This is a genomic window from Photobacterium sp. GB-36 (assembly GCF_003026135.1).
Classification (GTDB): domain Bacteria; phylum Pseudomonadota; class Gammaproteobacteria; order Enterobacterales; family Vibrionaceae; genus Photobacterium.
Genome location: NZ_PYNY01000004.1, coordinates 103,460 through 127,586, shown reverse-complemented (window position 1 = coordinate 127,586; position 24,127 = coordinate 103,460). Strand labels below are relative to the sequence as shown.

Sequence of the window (24,127 nt, the reverse complement as noted above, 5' to 3'; positions counted from 1 at the left end):
CTTTTTTAATTAAGATTGTTAGTGTTCACTTAGTTAATTTCGCTAATCGGAAAAATTTCACTTGGTGATACAATTTCATCTTGTGCTGCAATGGTTTGTAATTCCCATTCGCCACGTTTATGTGTTTCTTTTAACACTGCGTAGCAGGCATTGTGCGCATGTTCAAAAGCCTGTTCTGGTGTCCAGTCTTTCAATAGCCCTGCAGTAAATAATGATGAGATCAAATCACCGACACCTACTGGCTGTTTATCAAACTTAAGATGCGGACGCTGTGCAAGGAAACAACCCTTTTGCGTTGCTAACATCATCGTAAACTTATCATCAGATATACTGTGTAAGTGCTTAACCAGTACCATTTTTGGGCCCATTGTTAAGGCTTTTTGACATGCAGTAACAGCATCAGCAAGGTTATGGATTTCCATACCGACAAATTGGCTTAGTTCAAATTGATTCGGTACGATAGCATCAGCAATAGGCATTACATCATTAATTAGGTATTCAGCAATACCATCGGCAACAATACAGCCTTTTTCTGGGTCACCCATTACAGGATCACAGATATAAATCGCATTAGGATTTTGCTGTTTAACTTTTTTCACAGTATCGATAATAGCAAGACATTGCGCTGCACTACCTTGATAGCCTGTCAATACAGCTTCGCAGTTCTTTAATTGATCAATGCTTTCAATACCTGCAACAAGCTCACTAATATCATCACCAGAGAAAGCTTTGCCCGTCCAACCTTCTTTATATTGGGTGTGATTAGAAAATTGCACAGTATTAAGCGGCCATACTTCAAATCCCATACGTTGCATAGGAAAAACAGCAGAGCTATTTCCTGCGTGACCATACACTACATGTGATTGAATAGATAGAATACCTTTCATCGAAGTTCCTTATAACCTTCGGTCTCTTTAAGCATACTTTACCCTTGCTTATATAAGAAACCTAGTCATTTTATATCGTAATTATTCCTTTCATTTATGCAGATTAAAAAATAGACGATTATTTATATTATTATCGACTTATTTTAGATGAGAGTGTGTTATTTATAATTGAAGATTGTTTTATTATAGGTTTTTTCCTCTGTTGTCGTTTGTTTTTTGACCGTTTTATGGTTTTTATAATAAATAAAAAACGATATTTTTTTATTTAAAAAACAATGAGTAAGGTTTTTATTCAGTGGTTACCCACAGTTTTTTACAAAAAAAAGACATAAAAATATTTACAGAATAAAATTTAGCGTTTAATGTCTGTCTCGTCTGTTACTCGGACCTCATGTGTTTTTTTTATCAAAACGTCATTTCTAACATTGTTATTCGTTATTGTTGCAAACGATAGGCGCAATGATCGGCTAAAAGAAGGGTGATCTTTTAGCTCAGAAGTAGTAGGTCAATGAGTAAAACGATAATTACCGCAATTATTATTAATTGGTGGTTTTAACTATTCGAACTCAAATTGATAGCCACAAACAAAACCGCTAATTTAAAGCGCTGTTTGGGCTGAAAGGAAATATAACTATGACTTCACAAACAGGTATTATTCGTAGCTTCAACCCAGTAGAAAAGATTGGCTTAATTACAAGCGATCTTGGTGGCGATATTCGTTTTGACGCATCTCAAGTATGCAGTCATTCACAGCCTTCATCTGGTAGTATGGTTGAGTTTTCTCTAGACGATTCAAGCAATAAGCTAAAAGCAGTAAAAATTCGTTTCATCTAAAAACGATAAATTATAACTCATACTTTCTATAGATTATGAGAATAACATTCAGCCTAAGAAATAATATAACTATTATATCTTGGGCTGTTTTGTTTTATGGTATTAAAAATTAACTGTTCATTACTATTAATGATTTCTTTATATAAATACATTTAGAATAGATAAGTTTATGCTTCGCTACTTTTATATAAATCAGTTATCTCAAGGTGCTTACGTTCACTGGTGATATTTAGTTTTGAAAGGATGATAAAGAATTGTCTTTAATATCATATTTTTTCTACTGTGCTACATGTTGAACTCATGTAAACAGGCAACCGAATCAAAAAATTGTTATTGGATGAACGTCAGTTAAAAAAAATCCCGAGTTTAACTCGGGATTTTTTTGTGTATCAGTTTTAATGGTTACGCCATGAAATGCGTTAAAAACTGGGTAATTGGCTCTAGGTAATTTTGGAATATCACTAATGAGATTAAGCCACTAATTACGACCCAGATCAGTCCAAAGCGTAGGCTGACGATAGTACAAACAATCGCAGCGAGTACTTTCGGGTTTTCAAGGTTAAAGGCAAAGTTTGAACCTTTACCTAGAATTTCTACTGCAATGATTGCTGGCAATACTGTTACAGGAACAAAGCGTAATGTCTTTTTAAAACGCTCAGACATATTGAAGCGTCCTGCCATACCAATAACCGCGAAACGGATAACAAAAGTGGCTACCGCCATGACTAATGATAAGTAAATTACAAATTCATTACTTAAAACGATATGTGTATGAGAATCCATAATAGTAGCCCTTATTATTCAGCAGTTGCGTTAATTGGTTGAATATTTATTTGCTTTTTATCTTCTTTTTCCATTTCGTGACGAACTTCTTCTTTCAGCTCGGCTTCCATATGCTCAGTTGATAAATCCATTTTGTAGCCTGCGTACACACCAACGACTGCTGCTATAACTAAACCGAGTGAGTAAGGAAGGCCTGAAAGTAAGATCCCTGTGACTGTTGCGACCACTGCGGCAACAATACATTCACGATTTTTAACTTGTGGGATAACGATGGCAATGAAGGCGGCAACCATTGCAAAATCTAAACCGTAATCGGCGATGTGAGGAAAATACGAACCAATCATGGCACCAGAGAAATCAGCAACAACCCAGTTCACCCAAAAACCAAACATTGCCGCTAAATAAAACCAATGACGCCCTGGTTTTTCATGTTTCATCTCACCCACGGTTGCTGCGTATACCTCATCGGTTAAGCCGTATGCCATTAGTGCGCGTGTTGGCATGGAGTATTCTTTTACATATTCAGACAGTGACGCGCTATAGAGAATGTGGCGTAAGTTGATAACAAAGGTGGTTAACGCAATCACTATTAATTCAGTAGAGGATTGCACCAGACCAAGCGCAACCATCTGTGCTGAGCCTGCAAAAACAGTCAGTGACCATAACGTACTTTGTAGAACGTCCATACCTGCGTTAATACTGATTGCCCCCACAATAAATGAAAATGGGAATGCCCCTACGCAGAGCGGGAAGATTGCCTTTAAACCTGCTTGTATAAGTTGTTTTTTCATGCGGCGCCTATTTGTTCTGTGTCGTTAAATGAAAAAAAATTTGCAATTAAGCTGAGTGATTATCTTTTTTTGCTGCCTTATTTGTCTGCAAATATATTTTAATGCAATATTTTATTCAATCATTTTTACTATCAAGCTATTAATATATTTTCATATAGTGGCGGTTTTTTGATGCTATTTTTCGTTTATCTCTTTTAAAACAGTGTTTTGCGTAGGTTGTTTCATTTTTGGAAGTATTGATCTTGATATTAGATGCAAAAAAAATTGCAAGTTTTGATTTTTAAAGGTTAAACTAAATTTGAATTTTCGATAGCGAGATAAAAATCATGACAAAAGTAATCACATCTAAATCAGCACCAGACGCAATTGGTCCATATTCACACGGTAATGCATTTGGCGATTTGATCTTTACATCTGGTCAGCTTCCAGTATGTAAAGAGAAAGGTGGCATTGTAGATGGTGGTATTGCAGAACAATCTCGCCAGTCATTAGTTAACTTACGTTCAGTTCTTGAAGCGGGCGGTGGTGACATGGATACAGTTTTAAAAACAACATGTTACCTAGCAAATATTGAAGACTTTGCTGCTTTTAATGCGGTTTATGCTGATTTCTTTAAAACAGAGTGCCCTGCACGTAGCTGTTTTGCAGTGAAAGATTTACCAATGGGTGCACTTGTAGAAATTGAAGCGATTGCACACCGTAAATAATTAGATCTGCATTAAACAATAAATATAAAACCGTTAGGGGTTACTTATGAATACACAATGGCAGCAATACAAAGATATCATTAATACAGTTGTTAAACCTGCGTTTGGTTGTACAGAGCCGATCTCAGCCGCATATGCATCAGCTGTTGCCGCTGAATTGCTTGGACGAGAGCCTGAAGAACTAGACGTTAAGGTTTCTGATAACCTGTTTAAAAACTCTATGGGTGTTTTTGTTCCTGGTACTGGCCGTATTGGTTTACCTATTGCTTCTGCTGCTGGTGCTATTGGTGGTAACCCTAATGGTGGTTTAGAAGTACTTGTAAATATTAAGGCAGAAGATGTCGAGAAAGCACAGCAGCTGATTGATAACGGTAAAATTAAAGCAGGTCGTAAAGACGTTGAAGAATTTATTTACTGTTGTGTTGAAGCAAAAGTGGGTGACGATGTTGCGATAGTTGAAATTAGCGGCGGTCATACACAAGTTGTGAAAAAAATGCTGAACGGCAAAGTTGTGTTTGATGCGTCTTCTGATGTCAATACGAGTGAGAAACCAAAATCAACGGCGTCTGTGTGTGAAGGTGTCGATATCTCAATCAAAGGTATTTATGAGTTTGCTACCAGCGTTGATTTTGAAGAGATTAAATTTATTCTCGAAGCGCGTGATTTAAATAGTGCGTTATCAGATGAAGGTTTAAAACATGCCTATGGATTACAGGTAGGCAGAACGATTCAAAAAAGTATTGCTAAAGGTCTATTTGGCGATGGTTTAATTAACAATGTCGTCATGCGTACCGCTGCGGCATCTGATGCTCGTATGGGTGGCGCAACTCTGCCAGCAATGAGTAATTATGGTAGTGGTAACCAAGGTATTGCGGCAACGATGCCGATAGTTGGAATCGCTAAACATTATGGCTCTTCTGAAGAGCAACTAGCGCGCGCGTTAATCATGAGCCACCTTGGCGCTATTTATATGAAATCATTCTATCCGCCACTATCACCGTTCTGTGGTAATGCGGTAACAAGCTCAGCAGCTGCAATGGGCATGGTTTATTTAGCCGGTGGTAATTTTGAGCAAATGTGTTCAGCGATTCAAAATACCCTAAGTGATACTACAGGTATGTATTGTGATGGCGCGAAATCCACGTGTGCTATGAAAGTTAAAAGCTCAACAAACTCTGCGGTAATGAGCTTTTTAATGGCGATTGAAAATCATGAAGCACAATCTCAAGGCATTGTTGCTGAAGATGTTGAAACAACTATTCGTAATGTCGGTAAGATGGTTCGATTTGGTATGGTAAATACTGATGCAACAATCATTGATATTATGTCGGCATAAGTAACAAGAATTATAAGCGCCATTGCGAGTAATCATGTTTATCGCAACATGATTACGCAATGGCTTTTTCTATTTGTGGAAAGCCGTACTGTTTTTCTGAATGCTTCTTTATTTTCATTTAAAAAGAAAAACGTAGATACTCTGAATGTATTATTATTGATACAATAATAGCAATGAAGTCATTGGGAACGTTATGTTCAAATAGGGGATCAAGCGTGAATGAATTAACCGAAAGCGATTACGATATCCTCCGTGCGATGGAGAATATCGTTGATGGTATTGCGGCAATGTGGGGAGAGCATACAGAAGTGCTACTACATTGTTTGGATGCAAATAATCCATCAATCATTAAAATTGCGAATGGTCATATTACAGGGCGTGAAGTCGGTGCACCAATCACGAATATTGCGTTAGTAAAGCTGAATGAAGGTAAAGATGTTTCTGATGCTTACATTACCAAAAGTCCTGATGGTAAAACATTGCGATCGTTAACTACCATTATTCGAAATAAACAAAATAAAGCGATTGGTATGTTATGCGTAAATTCTAATTTAGACGCACCGTTTCAGTCGATGATGCAAAGTTTGTTACCTAATATCCATTCGCATTTTGAGTTTGGAGTAACATCAGAAACGTTTGCAAGAAACAATGATGAAATGATGCACAGTTCAATTGAAAATGTGCGAGAACAAGTGGTGAATGATAGCAGTATCCCACCATCGAAAAAAAGCCGTGAGATAGTAACTCGTTTACATGAATTAGGCATTTTTGATCTAAAAGACAGTGCACAAATTGCAGCGAAAGGATTAGATATCTCTATTCATACCATCTATCGCTATCTTCGTGAGATTCGTGCCCACGAGGTATGATATAGACATTGTGAATGTCCTTTTTAATATGCCTTCAGGTAATTTCTTCGGAGGCGTATAAACCTATTCCAACCTCCTTTTTTCTCTCTTGTTTTTAGTCTTAAGTTTTACAATACCAATATTTTCTATTCGAACTTTCCTCAGGTTTTAATATTCTATTAAAATTTTTGTTCACATCAAAAAACTCTACAACAAATTTGCGAATTAAGAATATTACTAAAATTAAGAATGCCTTTTTTTTATTTTCTTTAAATTTCAATTGGTTAATTACTGGCATTTTTTTTGCCTACTAAATATAAGCTATTTATTGGTCTCATATTTAGAGGAGAAATCAATGTCGGTAAAAATTTTACCAACAATATTATTGTTTTTTTCTCTTTTGGCTTTGATTTTTTCGTCTCCAGTTAAAGCCGGGCATTCAAATCACGGTGATATGCGCTGGAAGTTTTGTTTTTTTAACGAAGGGCGTGATATTCCCGCGGGTGAAACGATACCGTGGTCGTTCTATATTTTTGAATACCAAGCAATGGATACTGATTATTGTACGATGGCAAATCTTAATTGGTCTTGGGATAGCACAATGGGAGGCGGTCACGACATAGAAGGTCCAATACCAAGGGGAACGGTGAAATGTTCAAATAATCGTATTTCTCATGAAATAAATGTAAATGGTTCTGTTCGCGCACTTGTTGCTGGTCGTCATGTGGGGTGGAGCTTTAATGGGGAAGGTTCCCATAATGAATGGTGGCATGATTTCACCAAATGGGAAAACAACTGTGCTAACGCTGGGAATCCGATTGAGTTTTTCGATGATCATTCGATGATTGATAGTCAAGATTACTCTGAGGCTAATATTAATCGAAATACCATCAAATACTGGCCAAACTATACCGCTTATGATGAGGGTGACGATTACCCACGAGCCGAAGATACCGGAAACAATTATCACGGTGATGGAAAAGACGACATAGATGATCCTTATCATATGTTCATCACTGTTTTTGATACATTGTCAGGGTATGAGCTTTGGGACTTATCTGATGCGCCATCTCCTTATGTGACAGATCCAAATAATGGTGGTCCCTCTCACAAATTGTATGATCAAGATAACGATGGTGTTACTGATTTACGATTAGGGTCGTGTTGGGATGGTGATGATTGGATAAGCGATGGCGTAACCTTAAATAGTTCGGCGACCTCCGATGATAATCAAGTTGGTTATACTCTTAATGGGACCTGTTCTGGTAATGATACAGATGATGGTGTTACTTTCCCATCCGGTACAACCTTTGAAAAAGGAGGCAATATAGAGTTCATCGTTAATTGGTCTTACGACAGTGATGCCCCTGGTGTGAATACAGACTATGGTATCGCCGCTGTTTGGATCGATTACGATAAAGATAACGATTTTTCCGATGAGATGGTTTTATTAAGTTACCCGAGATTTGATGTTTATCCTTCTAACAACACAGGGCTCCACTCACTTGCAATTCCTGAATCTGCGCTAACAGGTGATGTTTATCTCCGAGTAAGAATTTGTATTGAAGATGCTGCTAGTCAGTGTACTCAGCCATTAATGTCTCCAAATGCTCCCTACCTTTCTGGTGAGGTTGAAGATTACAAAATTACTATTGTAGAGAGTGCTGATTATGGTGATGCACCCGATACGACATCAGGCACAGGTACTAACGATTACCAAACTTTATCTGCAAATTCAGGAGCTTCTCATCTTAAAAAAGATATTGATAATGATGGTACGGTAGATTTAATGTTGGGTACCAGTTGGGATACTGATGATGGGACGTTACAAAATGCCGATGCAACAGCAGACGATAATAATGGCTCTGATGATGAAGACGGTATTGCTTTAAATAGTTCAGTACGAGCAGGGCAAACTGAATATATTACGATTACAACGACGAAAGACTTCGATTCAGGGTTAAACGGTTTACAAGTTTATGCTTGGGCTGATTGGAATCAAAATGGTGTTTGGGAAAATAGTGAAAAAATAGTCGATAGACCCTCAGCTGTTGCAAATAGTCAAGCATACGCTTTTACAATACCAACGGGAGCAATGGTTGGAAATACATTCATCCGTGTTAGAACCTGTTCTAGTGACACTTCATGTAACTCCCCAACAGGTAGTGCTGATGATGGTGAAGTTGAAGATCAAAAAATTCAAGTGCTTTCCATCTATTCTTGTGACCTCTCACCGCTTTCTGATGCAACACCAAACGCTAGTCATGGCAGTCCAATTACCAATACTGTTATCTCAAGCTCGCCATTAGTCTTAAAACATCTGGTGACAGGGGGAGTTGCATTACAAAAAGACGGACAGAGGCAAAGCTATGCTTACAACAATATAAGTTGTGGCTCTACAGCTCCTTTCTTGTGGTTATCTGATGGGGTCTCATCATCAGGAGTTAGCTGTGGGGCGAGTAAAATGAGAGGCTTTACTATAACCGACGTGACAGGTTCAGGGGCAGCACTAGATCCTTTCACTGTATGGTCTACTCGGTACTGGGATAGAAATAGTAATAATAATTACGATGGCAATGATATTCGTGTAACAACACGTATTAGTTATGTTGCTGGTGAGCTTTTCTATGATACGAAATTTTTGCTTGAGTCAGCTAACGGTTCTAATACAAATAATATTTTAGTCTCTGTTGGCTTTGATACGTATTTAAGTGGTGGAGATAATGGGGGTGCGTTTGCTGTCCCTTATAATGCAGCCAACTATCAACCTGATGGTTCCGGTCAATATAATGTTGTTGGTGTAACAAAAAATTATTCTAATAGTGACCAATTTATGGGGTATCTGAAATTAGATACGTCTTGGGTCAATTACTTCTCAGGACATTATGGCAGCCCTAGAAATTTGTTGAAGAGTAGTCCTTATACATTAAACAATGAGTTGAATACGAATGTAAATACCGATAATGGTATTGCTGTTCAGTGGAACTTTGGCGCCGTTAATATGTGTGAGGAGCACAATGTTAGAATGCTCTTCTCAACACTGGGTGAAGCCGTTGTTCACGCGTTTGAAAATGACCTTGGTGATGCGCCTGATCCAAATAGTGGAACAGGTACGGGGAATTATCAGACGACCGCGGCAAATGGTGGTCCTGCTCATAGAAAGTATGACTATGATAATGATGGGCAGGTTGATTTAATCTTAGGGGATATTTGGGATAACGATTTAGGTACATTACAAAGTGCGACAGCCAACGCCGATGATGAAGATGGCGCTGATGATGAAGATGGCGTGACCTTCCCTGCGATATTCAAGGCAGGGCAAACGATGTCTGTTGATGTGAAAGTATCTCGTGATCCCCAAACGAATTTATCAGGCGTTTATGTTAAAGGTTGGGTAGATTGGAATCAAAATGGCGTGTTTGATAACAGCTCAGAAGTGATTTTTTCAGCGGGTGATACAGGTAACGCCTCTAGCCTAATAGGTACCAATACTTTTTCTGTCAACGTCCCCAATAATGCCCTTAGTGGAAACACGTATATGCGTGTAAGGGTATGTTCTCAAACTGCAGGCTGCCAAAATACGATGATAGATACTGGCAGTGTCAGTGACGGTGAGGTTGAAGATTATTTAATTACAGTAGAGCCAACCAGCATTTCTGGGTATGTTTTTAACGATGATGGATTCGGTGGTGGTATTGAAAACAATACCATAAAAGACGGTTTTGAAGCTGGTATCAGTGGTATTGGCGTAACACTTTATAATCAAACTCAGAATAGTTGTTTGTTTGTTCAAACGTCTAATGGCAATACCGATCAAAATAATGATGGCGTTGTTGATGATTTAGATAAAGGGTACTTTGAATTTGAAATTACCCCGGGCGATGCCTATTTTCTTTATGAGACAGCACCTCTGACTGTCGCACCCAATTGTGGGGCTGGCCCTCCTTCTCAAGGCACGGTTATTGATGGAACAACTATCACAAATGCTCAAATAAGAGATCCCTCTGGCTATATATCGACGTCACCTAATGTGATTGAATTAGGTACGGTCAATGATGATTTATCGAATCAAAATTTTGCCGATAAGGCATATCAATTTACATTTGGAGTCTGTTCTTCAGAAGCGTATCTGTTTAAAAATGCCCCATCAGATATGTATGAAATTAGCCTATTAAATGGTACCGAAACTGTAGTAAATAATACTCAGGATATAGTTATTACTGGTGTCGGTCACAGTGTTAGGCAGAATATTTTATGGGGTATGAATGCTGGCGATATTATTGCAATTGATCGTTCAGGAAGTGAAATCTTTAGGTTTGACGTACCTGGTATTTTCTGGGCAGCAAACAACCCTAATAATCAAATTCAATATTTAGCGGGTGATGTAACTGACGATGATATATTGATCATGATGGATTCTCAACATAATGGCCGTCGTGTTCATTTCTTTGATGTAAACCCAAACTCTCCAACCTATAAAACTCAGCTAGGTATGAGCGACACACTTGGTCCTATTGATCTTGGTGATATTGCTATAAATCCAATAGATAAATCAATTTGGACTATTCGATGGTATAACATGACGCTCTTTAGGATCGACGTTAATCTGAATAATTATACGGCATCAAAAACCCCGATGGGATCAATAGATAATATTCCTCGAGGAGGAAATAGTGATGGTCCGGGGGCGCTTTATTTTGATGATAATGGATCACTATATGCGAGTATTAATGGTACAGGGGAATTGTGGAGGATTGACATTTCCTCACCCGCTTCACCAAACTTAAATGCACAGCTAGTTGGAAACGGTGTAACTGCAACGGTTAACGATGGTGCTCGGTGCCGATATGCAGAAACTTCTGCCATAGTCACTACTGATACATATAGTCAGCTTTCTGGTTATGTTTTTGAGGATGATGGCAATGGTGGTGGTGTTGCTGACAATGGTACAAAAGAGAGTAATGAAAACGGTATAGCTGGCGTAAATGTTCTCATCTATGAATATGATCCGAGTAACGGAAATAGAAGTTGTTATACGGTGTCAACAAGCGATGGCTCTTTTGATGTCGATATCGGTTACTGGAGTAAAACAGTAACTAATGGGCATGAATACACTGTTTTTGAGGCCGGACAACTCACCTCCGCGCCTGATTGTAGTAGTGGGCCACCAACATTTGGTACTGTTAGTACGCTTGATGGCTCTGTAAGTAATAATTCTATTTCTGATCTAAGCGGATATATTTCTACATCAACAAATACAATTTCTCTTGGCACCGTGACAAGTGAACAATCGAATGTCAATTTTGCTGACAAAATAGTATCAAACCTATTCTCATCATGCCCAGTTAAAGCATATACAGCCCTTAATAATGCTCCGAATAATCAATGGGGGCTATTAGGTATGCAAACGGGATTGATATCGCCATCACCGATTGACGACCCTTTTTCTGCCTTAGGCTTTAGTATGCGTCAACAGGTGATTTGGGGCGTAAACAATACGACAAATACGATTCAGGCTTTAGACGCTAGCGGAACGGTCATCGCAAACCTCAGCAGTGTTTCAATGGCCTCTGGTGAAATTACTGGGGGGGATGTCACCAATGATGATGTATTAATACTCACAGTAAGTGACAACACGTCAACAACGATTTATCTATACGATGTTAATCCAGCCTCTGAAAACTATTTACAACGTATTGGTAGTCAGAACTCCAGTTCATCAAATATGTTTCATGACATAGCGATTTCTCGCACCGGGGAAATTTATGCTGTTTTTGTTAATGGACAAGTAAATAGAATAACGATTAACTTTACGACGGGTACTTTTACTACATCAAGCGTGGGTAGCCTCTCCAACAGCTTTAATCGAGACTTTGATTCTTTGTTTATCGATGTCGACGATAACTTATATGGATTAAGTGGGGCTGTAAATGGTGGTAACGGTAATGGAACGTCAACCATGGATATGGTTTGTTTCCAAGCCAGTAATCCATCGTCGACGGCAGTTTTAGTAGGTACATCAACGGTATCTATAGATGATGTTTCTACCGATGGTGCATTATGTCGTTATGCGAGTGTACCTCCACCTAGACAAATTTCTGGTTATGTCTATGAAGATCAATTGACCCAAGATATTGATGGCGTATCAAGGCAGAATGGGTCAAAAGATGCTGGTGAACCCGGCATATCGGGTGTGACTATCACTCTCTATGATTTAACTGATGAAGTCTGTCAACAAACAACAACTGACGGTTCAGGTTATTATCAGTTCACTGTAGGTAAAGGTCACGAATATGAAATTTATGAAACAGCAGATGCCGGAACAATAGATTGCTCAACGGGACCGCCATCATTTGGAAGTGTGGATAAATCGACGGGTTCAGTGGTGAATAACGATGTCGCTGATCCTTCTGGTTATGGTTCAATAACGCCGAATAAAATCGCTCTTGGAATAGTCGATAACGATAGCACTAACAATAATTTTGGTAACTTTGTTGCCAGTCAACCATTTGATACCTGTAGTATTACCGCTTATCTTTCAAATAATTCCCCAACGGCGACAAATTACAGTCAAATAGAATTAATTTCTGGTGGGCGTACCAACATAAACAGCTCATCAGCTGCGACCGTTCACGCCATGGGATACAGTGTGCGACAGCAAAGAATATGGGGGGTGTCTGCCAATTACAATGATCTCATTGCTCTCAATTCACAAGGTGATACGGTGGCAAGAATATCCAATGCTGATGTACCGACTCAAACAACAGTAGCGACGGTGACTGATGACGATATTTTGGTGCTTGTTACTAATAATGCGCTAGGTCGGCAATTACGCTTTTTCGACGTGAACCCTAATTCATCATCTTATCTCACCGAAGTCGGTATACGCTCCGGTAATATCGGCATTAATGTTGGTGATATTGCTGTTCATCCGACAGATGGGTCGTTGTGGATGCTTTCTTATGATGACCGTCCGCACCTTTATAAGTTGGTATTAGATAGCACGGGGGTTAATGCACAGTCTATTACCGATGTTGGTGAAACGGACTTACCGAATGGAAGTGATGGTACTAATCCGGGAGCCTTATATTTTGATAAGTTTGGTTATCTATTTGTTGTCATGGAGGGGGCAAGTGCGCATCAAACTTTCCGGTTAGATATTACTAATTTGAATAGCCCATCATTAAGTGCGGAGTTAATGGGCACTGATACATTTTCAGCCAATGACAACATAGATGGAGCCTCTTGTCGTTATAATGGTGTAGAGCCAAATAAAGAAATATCTGGTTATGTTTTTACTGATACAAAGACCGCTGGCGTCAATGGATTCCAAAAACATAATGGACAAATGGATGGTGGAGAAGTTGGTATTGGCGGTGTGACCATCACATTGTTAGATGTTGCCGAAAATATATGTTACCAGGTGAATACGTCAGATGGTTCAAGCGATATTAATGGTGATGGTATTACAGACCCTCTTGGTTACTATTACTTTGATGGTAAGCACGGCAAAGAATATAAAATATTTGAAACCGCGAATGCTAGTTCTATCGATTGTAGTTTAGGTGAGCCATCTGCAGGTATTCAAGATGCTGCAACAGGAGTTGTGTCTGGTGCTGAAATAGCCGATCCTACAGGTTACCTTTCTAGTTCCCCGAATGTTATTCATATTCCACTGATAACGACAAATGTTAATAATCAAAACTTCGCAGATGTTCCTTTCACACAAGGGCTAACGTGTGACAATACGCCATATTTTGCAATTGGCTCAGGCACGGACACAGATTTACACAATGTGAATTTAACTACGGGTAATTTTACAGATGTAACGCTATCAGAAGTCGCTATGTATCGTGGACTTGGCTACAGCACTAGACAAAATATGTTGTTCTCGATCATGCAGCAAGGTTCGAATGATATTATTGCGATTAACAGCCTAGGTGAGCCCGTTCTTAGGTTTGGTGTGGATGCACCTACTTTGTCGGCAATAGCGATTACAAATGACGATATACTCATTGCCATTACTAGAGATTTTTTAAGTTCAGGTATCAATTCTGTACGTAAAATATTGCTGTATGATTTAAATCCGGCAAGAAGCACATATCTGTCTCGTATTGATACTAATGGTGACGGAGCAACAAATGATATCGGCTACACTATTGGCGATATTGCTATTCATCCTGATGGTAGTGTTTTTGCTATTGATGATTCGCTTAAGCTGCTGAAATTAAATATAAACCTTGATTTAAGTTCGAGCTCTTTAGGACAGACGACAGTCACGGAAGTCGGTACGACGAATTATCCAGCGACGATTGAAGCGCCAGATGCACATTTCATGGATAGTAGTGGCTCGCTTTATGTCGTGTCAGGAGTGGTATCTCAGAGTCCTTATTACTATCAAATTTGGCGTTATGATATTTCAGACTCCAATGCCCCGAATTTGAACGGTGAGTTTATAGGGCGCTTTCAAAAAATATCACCAACAGCGAGTTACCACGACGGGGCCTTATGTCGATTTGTCGAAGTGCCTAAACTCAATAAAATATCGGGTTTCGTATTTGAAGATACGTTAACAACTGATCCGAATGGTATGTTGAAACACAATGCCGTGAAAGATACCGCAGAAGTAGGGATTGGAAATATAACGGTGACGTTATTTGATGTTGCTGGCAATTCTTGTTCTCAGATAGATACTTCTGATGGTACGCAAGATATTGATAATGACGGTAATATAGATAGTGCTGGTTACTATTTCTTTAAAGCTGAGCCTAATAAGGAATATAAACTGTATGAAACAGCAGGTGTTGGCACCATTGATTGTAGTGCGTCAGCACCATCTGGTGGTAGTGTAGATACGGTGACTGGTGCATTAAGTAATGTGCAAATCAAAGATCCAACAGGTTACTTATCAAGCTCGACTAATATACTTCATATACCATCACTAACTTCTAGTATCGAAGGTATGAACTTTGCTGATATTAGTTTTTCTAACGCTCTCACATGTGATGAAACGTTGTATTTTGCAACAGGTTACGGTTTCGATACTAATTTACATAATATTAATTATGCTAATGGCCAGCTGAGCGATGTTAATACCTCTGGTTCTTTTATCTACCGAGCAATTGGATATAGCGTAAGACAAAACTTACTCTTCTCTATATTGCAAAACGGAAATAACGATATCGTTGCTTTAAACAGCGCCGGTGAGCCTGTATTGCGCTTTGATGTTGATGCACCAATTGTTTCTGCTTTGGCGGTGACGAACGATGATATTTTGATCGCAGTAACGCGTAATCATTTAAGTTCTGGCATCAATTCGGTCAGAAAAGTGATGTTATATGACGTTAATCCAGCCCGAGAAAGTTATTTAACACGCATCGATAACAATGGTAGCGGTGCGCAAAATGATATTGGATATGATATCAATGATCTGGTTATTCACCCTGACGGTACCATTTTTGCGGTAGATACTAATCGCCATTTATTAAAACTAAATATTGCTACTGATCTCACATCAACAGCTACGATAGGACAAACATCGATAACCGATCTAGGAGAGATTGACTTCCCCAACAACATTAATGCGCCTGATGCACAGTTTATTGATAAAACAGGGGCTTTGTTTATCGTTTCTGGAGCTGAAACCACCACACCTTGGGAATATCAAGTTTGGCGATACGATCTTTCAGATTCATTAAACCCAGATTTAAAAGGTGGCTTTATAGGAACCTTTGCCGTACCTAGCGCTTCGACTGATTATAATGATGGTACCTTGTGTCGTTATGCGGAAGTACCAAAGGTACAAAAAGTATCGGGTTATGTTTTCCATGATGATAATACGACATTAGTCAGTGGTTTCGAAATTCAAAATGGGTCTATGGATAGTACCGAGCAAGGTATTAGCGGAGTTGGGGTAACGTTATATAATGTGACAGACAATCTGTGTACTGTTGTTGAAACGGCTGTAGGCGACACGGATGCTAATGGTGATGGCAGTATAGATTCACAAGATATTGGTTACTATGAATTTGCATTAGAATATCAAAAAGAATACCAGATATATGAAACCTATGGTGTTACCACATTAAACTGCGCAACGGGTCCACCATCAAGCGGCAGTATTAATACCACACTGGGCGCATTAGAAAATAGCGAAATAGCCGATCCTCCAAACCATTTATCTACAACAGCCAATGTCATCGATTTAGGTCAGGCTTATGGTAACTCTCTTAACCAAAACTTTGGTGATAGAGTGATACCTGCTCCTCATTCAGTATGTTCAACAACCGCATATTATTCAGACAATACGTCTACAGAAACAGATGTATTTACTCTCGATCTTTCCACTGGCGAGTTGACAACATTTATTGACGGCACTACAGCTATGGCGTCTATGGGTTATAGTGTGCGACAGCAAATGATTTTCGCTGTCGATACCCAGATTTCAGGTGATTTGGTCGCAATTGATGCTAATGGCGATAGGATAATGCAACTTGCATTAAACTTACCAACAGCAAGTATTGCTACTGTTACCAATGATGATGTTTTAGTTGTCGTTAAAAACGCTATTGTTTCACTGTTCGATTTAAACCCTTCTTCATTAACCTACCTTCAACAACTAGGTACTTCCTCTGGTGATATTGGCACAATTATTGGTGACATTGCTGTTCATCCAACGACGGGGGAAATCTGGGCATTGAGTGATGGTTCACCAAATAAGTTAGTTCGTCTAAACATAAATACATTGTCAGGCTCAGCGACGATTACAGAATTTGGTAACACAAACTTCCCTGGGGAAGGTGAAGCACCTCAGGCCTTATATTTTGATAAAAATGGCTATTTATACGCAAATACCAATTCACACACACCGCAATTATGGCGTTTTGATATTAGCGACCCAAATACGCCATTAGGTGGATTTATTGGTGAAGGAGATCAGAGTGGTACCGGTGATGGTAGTCTTTCAGATGGCGCTGTCTGTCGATATGCAGATATACCAGCCGTTCAACGTGTTTCTGGATTTGTCTTTAATGATGATGGTAATAATAACGGTACAACAGATGATGGAGTAAAACATGATGATGAACTAGGTATTGGTGCAGTCAATGTTACGCTCTATAACCAAACAGATGGAACCTGTGAAACTATGATGACATCGGATGGAAATACCGATGTGACAGGCGATACTGTTAATGATCCTCTTGGCTATTATCAATTCGATTTATTATTTGGCAAAGAGTATAAAATATATGAAACAGCAATGTTTACCTCTATCTCCTGTGATAATGCCAATGGCCCAAGTAATGGACAAATTAATACTTCAACGGGGGCGGTTGAAAATAAACAAATCGTAGACCCAGTCGACCATTATTCAACTAGCCCAAATGTTATTGATTTAGGTTTTGCCTACGGTAATTTACCCAACTCTAATTTTGCCGATCGTGTGACACTTTTTCCATTTGAACAATGTCCTAAAGTTGGCTATCTGATGACGAAAGCAATTTCTGATTTATATGAAGTCGATATTGTTGCGGCTGAAGCCTCTATTAAATATCAGTCAGGCGTTGATCCTATCGTTAGTTTGGCTTATAGCCCCTACCAGAGTTTTCTATGGGGAGTTGAAGGTAATGGGCAACAATTAATGATGATCAACGCCAGTGGATATATCGCATCTCGTTTTACGATACCAGAGATAAGCGGAGTATCTATTACAGGGGGAGATGTCAGTGACGATGATATTTTGGTATTAACGGACAGTAACGGTGCCTTCCATTTCATTAATATAAATTCTTCCACATTAGATTTTCTAAATTACGTGGGTGTGTCAAATAACTCAGGCTATAACTTAGGCGATATTGCTCTTCACCCAACGTCCTCAACATATTGGGCAATTGAACAAATACAGAATGGTCGTTTATTAGAATTTACCTTAAATACCGTCAATGCAACGTTTACAGTCACTGATCATGGTCAGACGAATATCTCAGCTGGAGCTGACGGTATTTATTTTGATCGTGATGGAATTATGTTTGCCTATATTGAAAGCTCAGGCGAGTACTATCGGTTTGATATCAGCACACCAGCTTCACCTAACGTCGTGGGTGGAAAAGTCAGTACGATAGCAACGGGTACTGGTAATGGTGATAGTGCTTTATGTCGTTATGCTAATTTTGATATTGATTTTGGCGATGCACCGCAGAATCGTTATTCGACACGCATGCAACAAAATGGTCCAAGGCATGAGATGAGCGCAGGTTTACCTAAGATTGGCTCGCTGGTGGATCCTGAATTAGATGCAATCACCAATGATAATGCCGATATTGATGATACAACAGACACCAATGATGAAGATGGTTTCACACAGCCAGAGATCGTTGCTTATCTATCCGATACCGATACGTTAACACTGCAAGTCCCTGTAATGTCAGCAGGGGCTGGGTATATCTATGGTTGGATTGATTTTGATGGAAGCGGTAGTTTCGACTCTGATGAAAGAGAGTCATTCAACTTTTCACAAAGTGGTAATGTTGATTTAGATTTCTCAGTACCGAGTGATGTTCAACCCATTGATACTTATCTTCGTTTAAGGGTATGTACTAACTTTAGAGATTGTAATCAGCCTAATGGTGGTGCGCCTGATGGAGAAGTAGAAGATCATCTTATTTCACTCAAACCTGTGGCGGATTTAGAGTTAACCTTAGATTTAGACCCAGGTAGTACAGTTACAGAAGGTATTCCATTTAATGTTGTTGTCCAAGCAAGAAATTATGGACCTGCAATAGCCTTCAACACGAATGTGTTATTGGACATTCCTGATGACTATATATTTGTTCGGGCGTATGAAGGAGATGGTGAAACACCTCTAGCGGATGGTCGTTATGATCATGCTACGGGGATGTTGGACTTAGGTGCTGTTGGGCTTGGTTTTAGTGACTACGCGACAATAAGACTTGCATCTAAAAATCTCTCACCATCAATAATCAATAGTGAAATAGAGTCATCAGACGTAAGAGACAGTGATGCTACTTTCAATAATGGGTTTGGTAACGGTGAAGATGATACTTTCAGCGTTACTCCTTCAGTTGTAACTTCCGTTGCGCCTGATATTTGTATCGCTCCAAGAGTCTATGAAAAAGACGCTTCTTTCTTAGATGAGACCACTAACGAATATATTATTACGTTACCACAGACTAGCCAGCGAGGTTATTTGTGGAGTTACGACCTGATGGATTTAAATAAAAGCCTTTATTTCGAACTTGCTGTTTATTTAGGGGATCGTTCCTGTAACCAAAACTGTAATCAAGGAACTGGCTCGATAGAAGCAGGTGCTGATGGTATGACATTTATTATCACTTCAGATGATAGAGGCTTTAATGCGTCGGGCTCTTGGGGGGGATTACTGGGTGTTGGTGTTGGTGCGAGCGGTGGAGGAACTGGGCCTATATCTCCATCAGTCGTCGTTGAATTTGATACCTATGATAATTTAGGGAATGGCTTTACTGATGAACTCAGTAACAGTAGTACCGGGCGACAATTTATCGATCACACTGCAGTATATTTAGATGGTGATTTGAGAACACCTTCAACGGCGTCGACATTGATGGCGCCAAAAGCTGTCGGTGGACCAACAGCAACGGCGCCTAGCGGTGAACTCGAAGATGGACGTTATCATCTAACACAGTTCTATTGGGAGCCAAGTACGAATAACTTAAAATACTATGTTGATGGTGAGGTCATTGGTGATATTAACTATGATCTGCGCTCACATTTTAATACTAACATGGTACGTTTTGGTTTCTCGGGTAGTACGGGGGCGGCATGGAATTTACAAAAAGCTTGTTTTACAGAGCCGCCAGATGTACTCGGGCCTGATCTTGGTGATGCTCCTGATCTTACCTCTGGCACTGGAGTCGGAGACTATACAACGACTTATGAAAACAATGGCGCGATTCATGTACAGTCTGATGATGATGATAATGGACAAATTGATTTACGTTTAGGAAACATGTGGGACACAGATTTAGGTGATGGACAAAACCCAACAGCAACGGCGGATGATGAAAATAACTATGATGATGAAGATGGTGTTACCTTCTCATTAATGCATGCGAAAGGTGGTGACACTCTTAATATCAGTATTGATGTTCAAGCAGATACTGCCGCAGCAGGCCAACCTATCCACCTCTATGGTTGGTTAGACTTTAATAGAGATGGTGACTGGGATGATGCGAATGAGCAAGTAATAAGTACATCTTCAGCAGTAAATGGGACGAATGTTTTCCCTGTTACTATCCCGTCTGATGTGACATTTGGTTATAGTTTTCTTCGTGTAAGGCTGTGTGACAGTACCGTTTGTAATAAAACATACGGCACTGCGAATAAAGGTGAAGTCGAGGATTATCGTTTCCTATTTTATGAGCTGAATGAGAATGCGACGTGTAATTTGACGATTCATACTCAAGAGGTATCGGCGTCGAAACGGTTAGAAAATATTGATTTGGCAAATACGCCGATAAGTATGAATGGCATTGTTGATCCTATAACTATCATTAACCAAACAAACGTATCGAATATTGATGCGATCGGATTTGATGCTGTCACAGGCTTTATTTACGGTATATTTGTTAATGCAGATACAAATAATATTCATCTATTTGTGACTGACCGTGACGCAACAAGTGTGGTTGATCTTGGTTATATATATGCTGAGAGTAATGTTGATATCAATAAAAGTGATGGGTCTACTGTATCGCTAGAGGAAGGGCAAATATTAAACACATCACTATCTATTCCCGCGCCATCTGCTGGAGATATTTCTTCTGATAATCAATACCTCTTTGTTTGGCATCAAGATCTTACTTCGATCATTAAAATAGATACATCGACACAATCATTTAGCGTTATGCCACTTCAATTACCGAATGGCGTCACAGCGCTTTCGGGAGGCGGAGATTTAGCTGTTGATGATACTAACCATAATATTTATTTTGTGGATATAGAAGCCGGCAAGTTCTACGAGATTCACCCAACAAACGGATTAGTTACTTCGTATTCGTTAACGTTTAATGGGCTTGCAGGCCCACAAGTAGATGGTAATGGCAATTTGAAGGTTGAGGGTCTCCTAATGGACACGACAACCAATTTATATGTCATGACAAGTGGTGGCAATCATGACTCAAATAATGACAACATCATTGATGTGATGGGTCAGTCAGCATTGTATCGCATTAATATACCAACCAAAGAAGTCAGTTTCTTAAAACAGACAACAGCAACAAGTATTGAAAAAGCAGATATTGCAGGTTGCTATCAATCAAAAGACTTTAGTGATGGCGATAGTCAATATACTCAAGCATCGCACCTTTATATCGATAGCAAAAATAATAATGATGGAACGGTGACACCTGATGGGGTAGGCGACTTCTTACTGGGTACATCATTGGATCCTGAACTTAATGCGAAAGTGCATGCTTTAGCAACAGGGGATGACACTCATGGGCATGATGATGAAGACTTAGCCATTCCTTCACCAATCATTGTCGAGACACCGACCGCGGTGAGTATCCCTGTTGTTGGTAATGGTTACATTAATATTTGGGTTGATCTAAATAATGATTTTGATTTCGATGATCCTAATGAGCATTTACACGATGACACCTTCTTAACGACAGGTACACATTCATTACAGTTAGAGCTCGATGCGGCAAGCGCATTTGGATACAGTGGTGATACAACCATGCGTATTCGCTTCTGCTCGACAGCAAATAACTGTGATACTCCACACGGAGAGGCCTTAGATGGAGAGGTTGAGGATCACTTATTTGAGCTCTTAAACAGAATAGTACTTAGTGGTTATGTGTTTGAAGATAACGGTGTAAATATAGCAACTGCACATGATGGTATTAAAGCAAGCTCAGAAATAGGACTTAAAGACTTTGATGTCACAGTCACATTTAATGATTCTGGTGTTACAGGTGTGAGTGCCGGCGATGTCATATCTGCGAAATCAACACGTGGTGACGGATACTATAAATTTATACTAGGTGTTGATTACGCCGATAAAGATTTACTGCTAAATATTAAATCTCAATCTAAATGGGTGGATATTAGTGAGGCTGACGTTAGTGCTATTTCACAGGTTTCAAGCTCGAGTGTGTTTGACAATGAAATGGCAATCAACGCGAGTGCAGGTGATGACATTACAGGGCTAAACTTTGGTAAAGTCACAGGGCCACGTTTAACTGAAAGCCATACCAAGACTTCAGAACCTGGAAAGCCGTTATTAATTCCTCATAAATTTAATTTAAATACAGAAGCAGATATAACATTTAACGTTATACCTGATAATCGCTACAGTGCTACCAGTGGCTGGGTTGTATTACTTTATCATGATCAAGACTGTGATCTAAATATTGATGAGACCGATCCAAAAATAAATTTAGGTGGGGCTCAATCAGTATCGGGAACAACAGAAATATGTATAATTAGTCGAGTAAATATTCCATCGACAGCAACCAATGATCAACAGTATCAATATCAAATAACGGCTGATGTGGATTATGCTCAAAATTCTCCCTTTATGACACAGTTGATAAAGCAAGCAGTTGTATCTGACACGATTAAAGTTACTTATTCGGGATCTGGTGAATTAAAGCTATCTTTAACCGTAAATAATATAACAACAGATAATCAAAACGTATTAAGTAATCAAGGTACACCGAATGATATTTTAGAATATGTTGTTACGTATTCTAATGTAGGGACGGGGCCAATTAGTGACATTGTTATTTTTGAAACAACACCGCCATTTACTGAACTAAGTGAGCCGATTACATGCAGTACCCTTTTACCTTGTAATGTTGATACAGTCCATGGTGCTAATCAAACCGGCTATCAAGGTGATATATCTTGGATATTAACAGGGCAACTACTTCCAGGCCAACGTGGAGAAATATCATATCGCGTTAAAATTGAAGATTAATATTAAGACTCTTTATTGAAAACTATTTTTAATTATTAAATTTAATAATTTTATCAAATTTAATAATTGTTTATTTTTTTTGTTCTTTTTTGTTGTTTTCATGAACGCCTTTTTTCTTAAATTTGATTCTTTTATTTTTATCTACTCAGTTATATTAAAGATAGAGAAATAAAAATAAAAATAAAAAAGTCAACTTTGTTATAACACAGCATCACGTGCATAACTTTATTATGGATATTTAAACATGCTGAAGAATTATCTACGTATTGTTTCATTAATGTTTTTGCTTTTTGGTGGCGTCTTGCCATCAATGGCAGGACATTCAAATCACGGTGATATGCGCTGGAAGTTTTGTTTTTTTAACGAAGGGCGTGATATACCCGCGGGTGAAACGATACCGTGGTCGTTCTATATTTTTGAATACCAAGCAATGGATACTGATTATTGTACGATGGCAAATCTTAATTGGTCTTGGGATAGCACAATGGGAGGCGGTCACGACATAGAAGGGCCAATACCAAGGGGAACGGTGAAATGTTCAAATAATCGTATTTCTCATGAGATAAATGTAAACGGTTCTGTTCGCGCACTTGTTGCTGGTCGTCATGTGGGGTGGAGCTTTAATGGGGAAGGTTCCCATAATGAATGGTGGCATGATTTCACTAAATGGGAAAATAACTGTGCTAACGCTGGGAATCCGATAGAGTTTTACGATGACCATTCAATGCTTGATAGTCAAAATAATACTGAAAGTAATATTAATCGAAGTACCATCAAATACTGGCCAAACTATACCGCTTATGATGAGGGTGACGATTACCCACGAGCCGAAGATACGGGAAACAGTTATCATGGTGATGGAAAAGGTGACATAGATGATCCTTATCATATGTTTATCACTGTCTTTGATGTTTTAGATGGGTATGAGCCTGTTGATTTGGGGGATGCGCCAGATCAACA

At 39.1% G+C, this 24,127-nt stretch carries 8 protein-coding genes; 5 read left to right on the top strand and 3 right to left on the bottom strand.

What is annotated here, in order from left to right:
* Nucleotides 1-29: 29 nt before the first annotated feature.
* Nucleotides 30-887, bottom strand: a complete 858-nt coding sequence (gene pdxY, locus C9J46_RS05295) for a pyridoxal kinase PdxY (RefSeq protein ID WP_107206763.1) — start codon at nt 885-887, stop codon at nt 30-32.
* A gap of 633 nt (nt 888-1,520) precedes the next feature.
* Between pdxY and C9J46_RS05290 the strand changes: the two genes are divergently transcribed.
* On the top strand, nt 1,521-1,721 hold the full coding sequence (locus tag C9J46_RS05290; RefSeq protein ID WP_006644747.1) for a hypothetical protein: 201 nt from the start codon (nt 1,521-1,523) through the stop codon (nt 1,719-1,721).
* Nucleotides 1,722-2,123: 402 nt separating this feature from the next.
* On the opposite strand, the gene C9J46_RS05285 is transcribed toward C9J46_RS05290, so the two are convergent.
* Nucleotides 2,124-2,504, bottom strand: a complete 381-nt coding sequence (locus tag C9J46_RS05285; RefSeq protein ID WP_107206762.1) for an AzlD domain-containing protein — start codon at nt 2,502-2,504, stop codon at nt 2,124-2,126.
* Nucleotides 2,505-2,518: 14 nt separating this feature from the next.
* Nucleotides 2,519-3,295: an AzlC family ABC transporter permease gene (locus C9J46_RS05280; protein ID WP_107206761.1), complete on the bottom strand. Its 777-nt coding sequence runs from the start codon at nt 3,293-3,295 to the stop codon at nt 2,519-2,521.
* 326 nt (nt 3,296-3,621) lie between these two features.
* On the opposite strand from C9J46_RS05280, the gene C9J46_RS05275 reads away from it, so the two are divergent.
* The 4 genes from C9J46_RS05275 to C9J46_RS05260 all read left to right on the top strand — a co-directional run bounded on the left by C9J46_RS05275 (nt 3,622) and on the right by C9J46_RS05260 (nt 23,167).
* A complete protein-coding gene (locus C9J46_RS05275; protein WP_008989716.1) occupies nt 3,622-4,002 on the top strand; it encodes a RidA family protein in 381 nt (126 codons plus the stop codon).
* A 46-nt stretch (nt 4,003-4,048) separates the two neighbouring features.
* The gene (locus C9J46_RS05270) at nt 4,049-5,338 is read left to right on the top strand and encodes a serine dehydratase subunit alpha family protein (protein ID WP_107206760.1); all 1,290 of its coding nucleotides are present in this window, start codon (nt 4,049-4,051) and stop codon (nt 5,336-5,338) included.
* 215 nt (nt 5,339-5,553) lie between these two features.
* Complete coding sequence (locus C9J46_RS05265) at nt 5,554-6,207, top strand: transcriptional regulator (protein ID WP_107261998.1); 654 nt, start codon at nt 5,554-5,556, stop codon at nt 6,205-6,207.
* 334 nt (nt 6,208-6,541) lie between these two features.
* The gene (locus C9J46_RS05260) at nt 6,542-23,167 is read left to right on the top strand and encodes a GEVED domain-containing protein (RefSeq protein ID WP_107290629.1); all 16,626 of its coding nucleotides are present in this window, start codon (nt 6,542-6,544) and stop codon (nt 23,165-23,167) included.
* Nucleotides 23,168-24,127 lie beyond the last annotated feature (960 nt).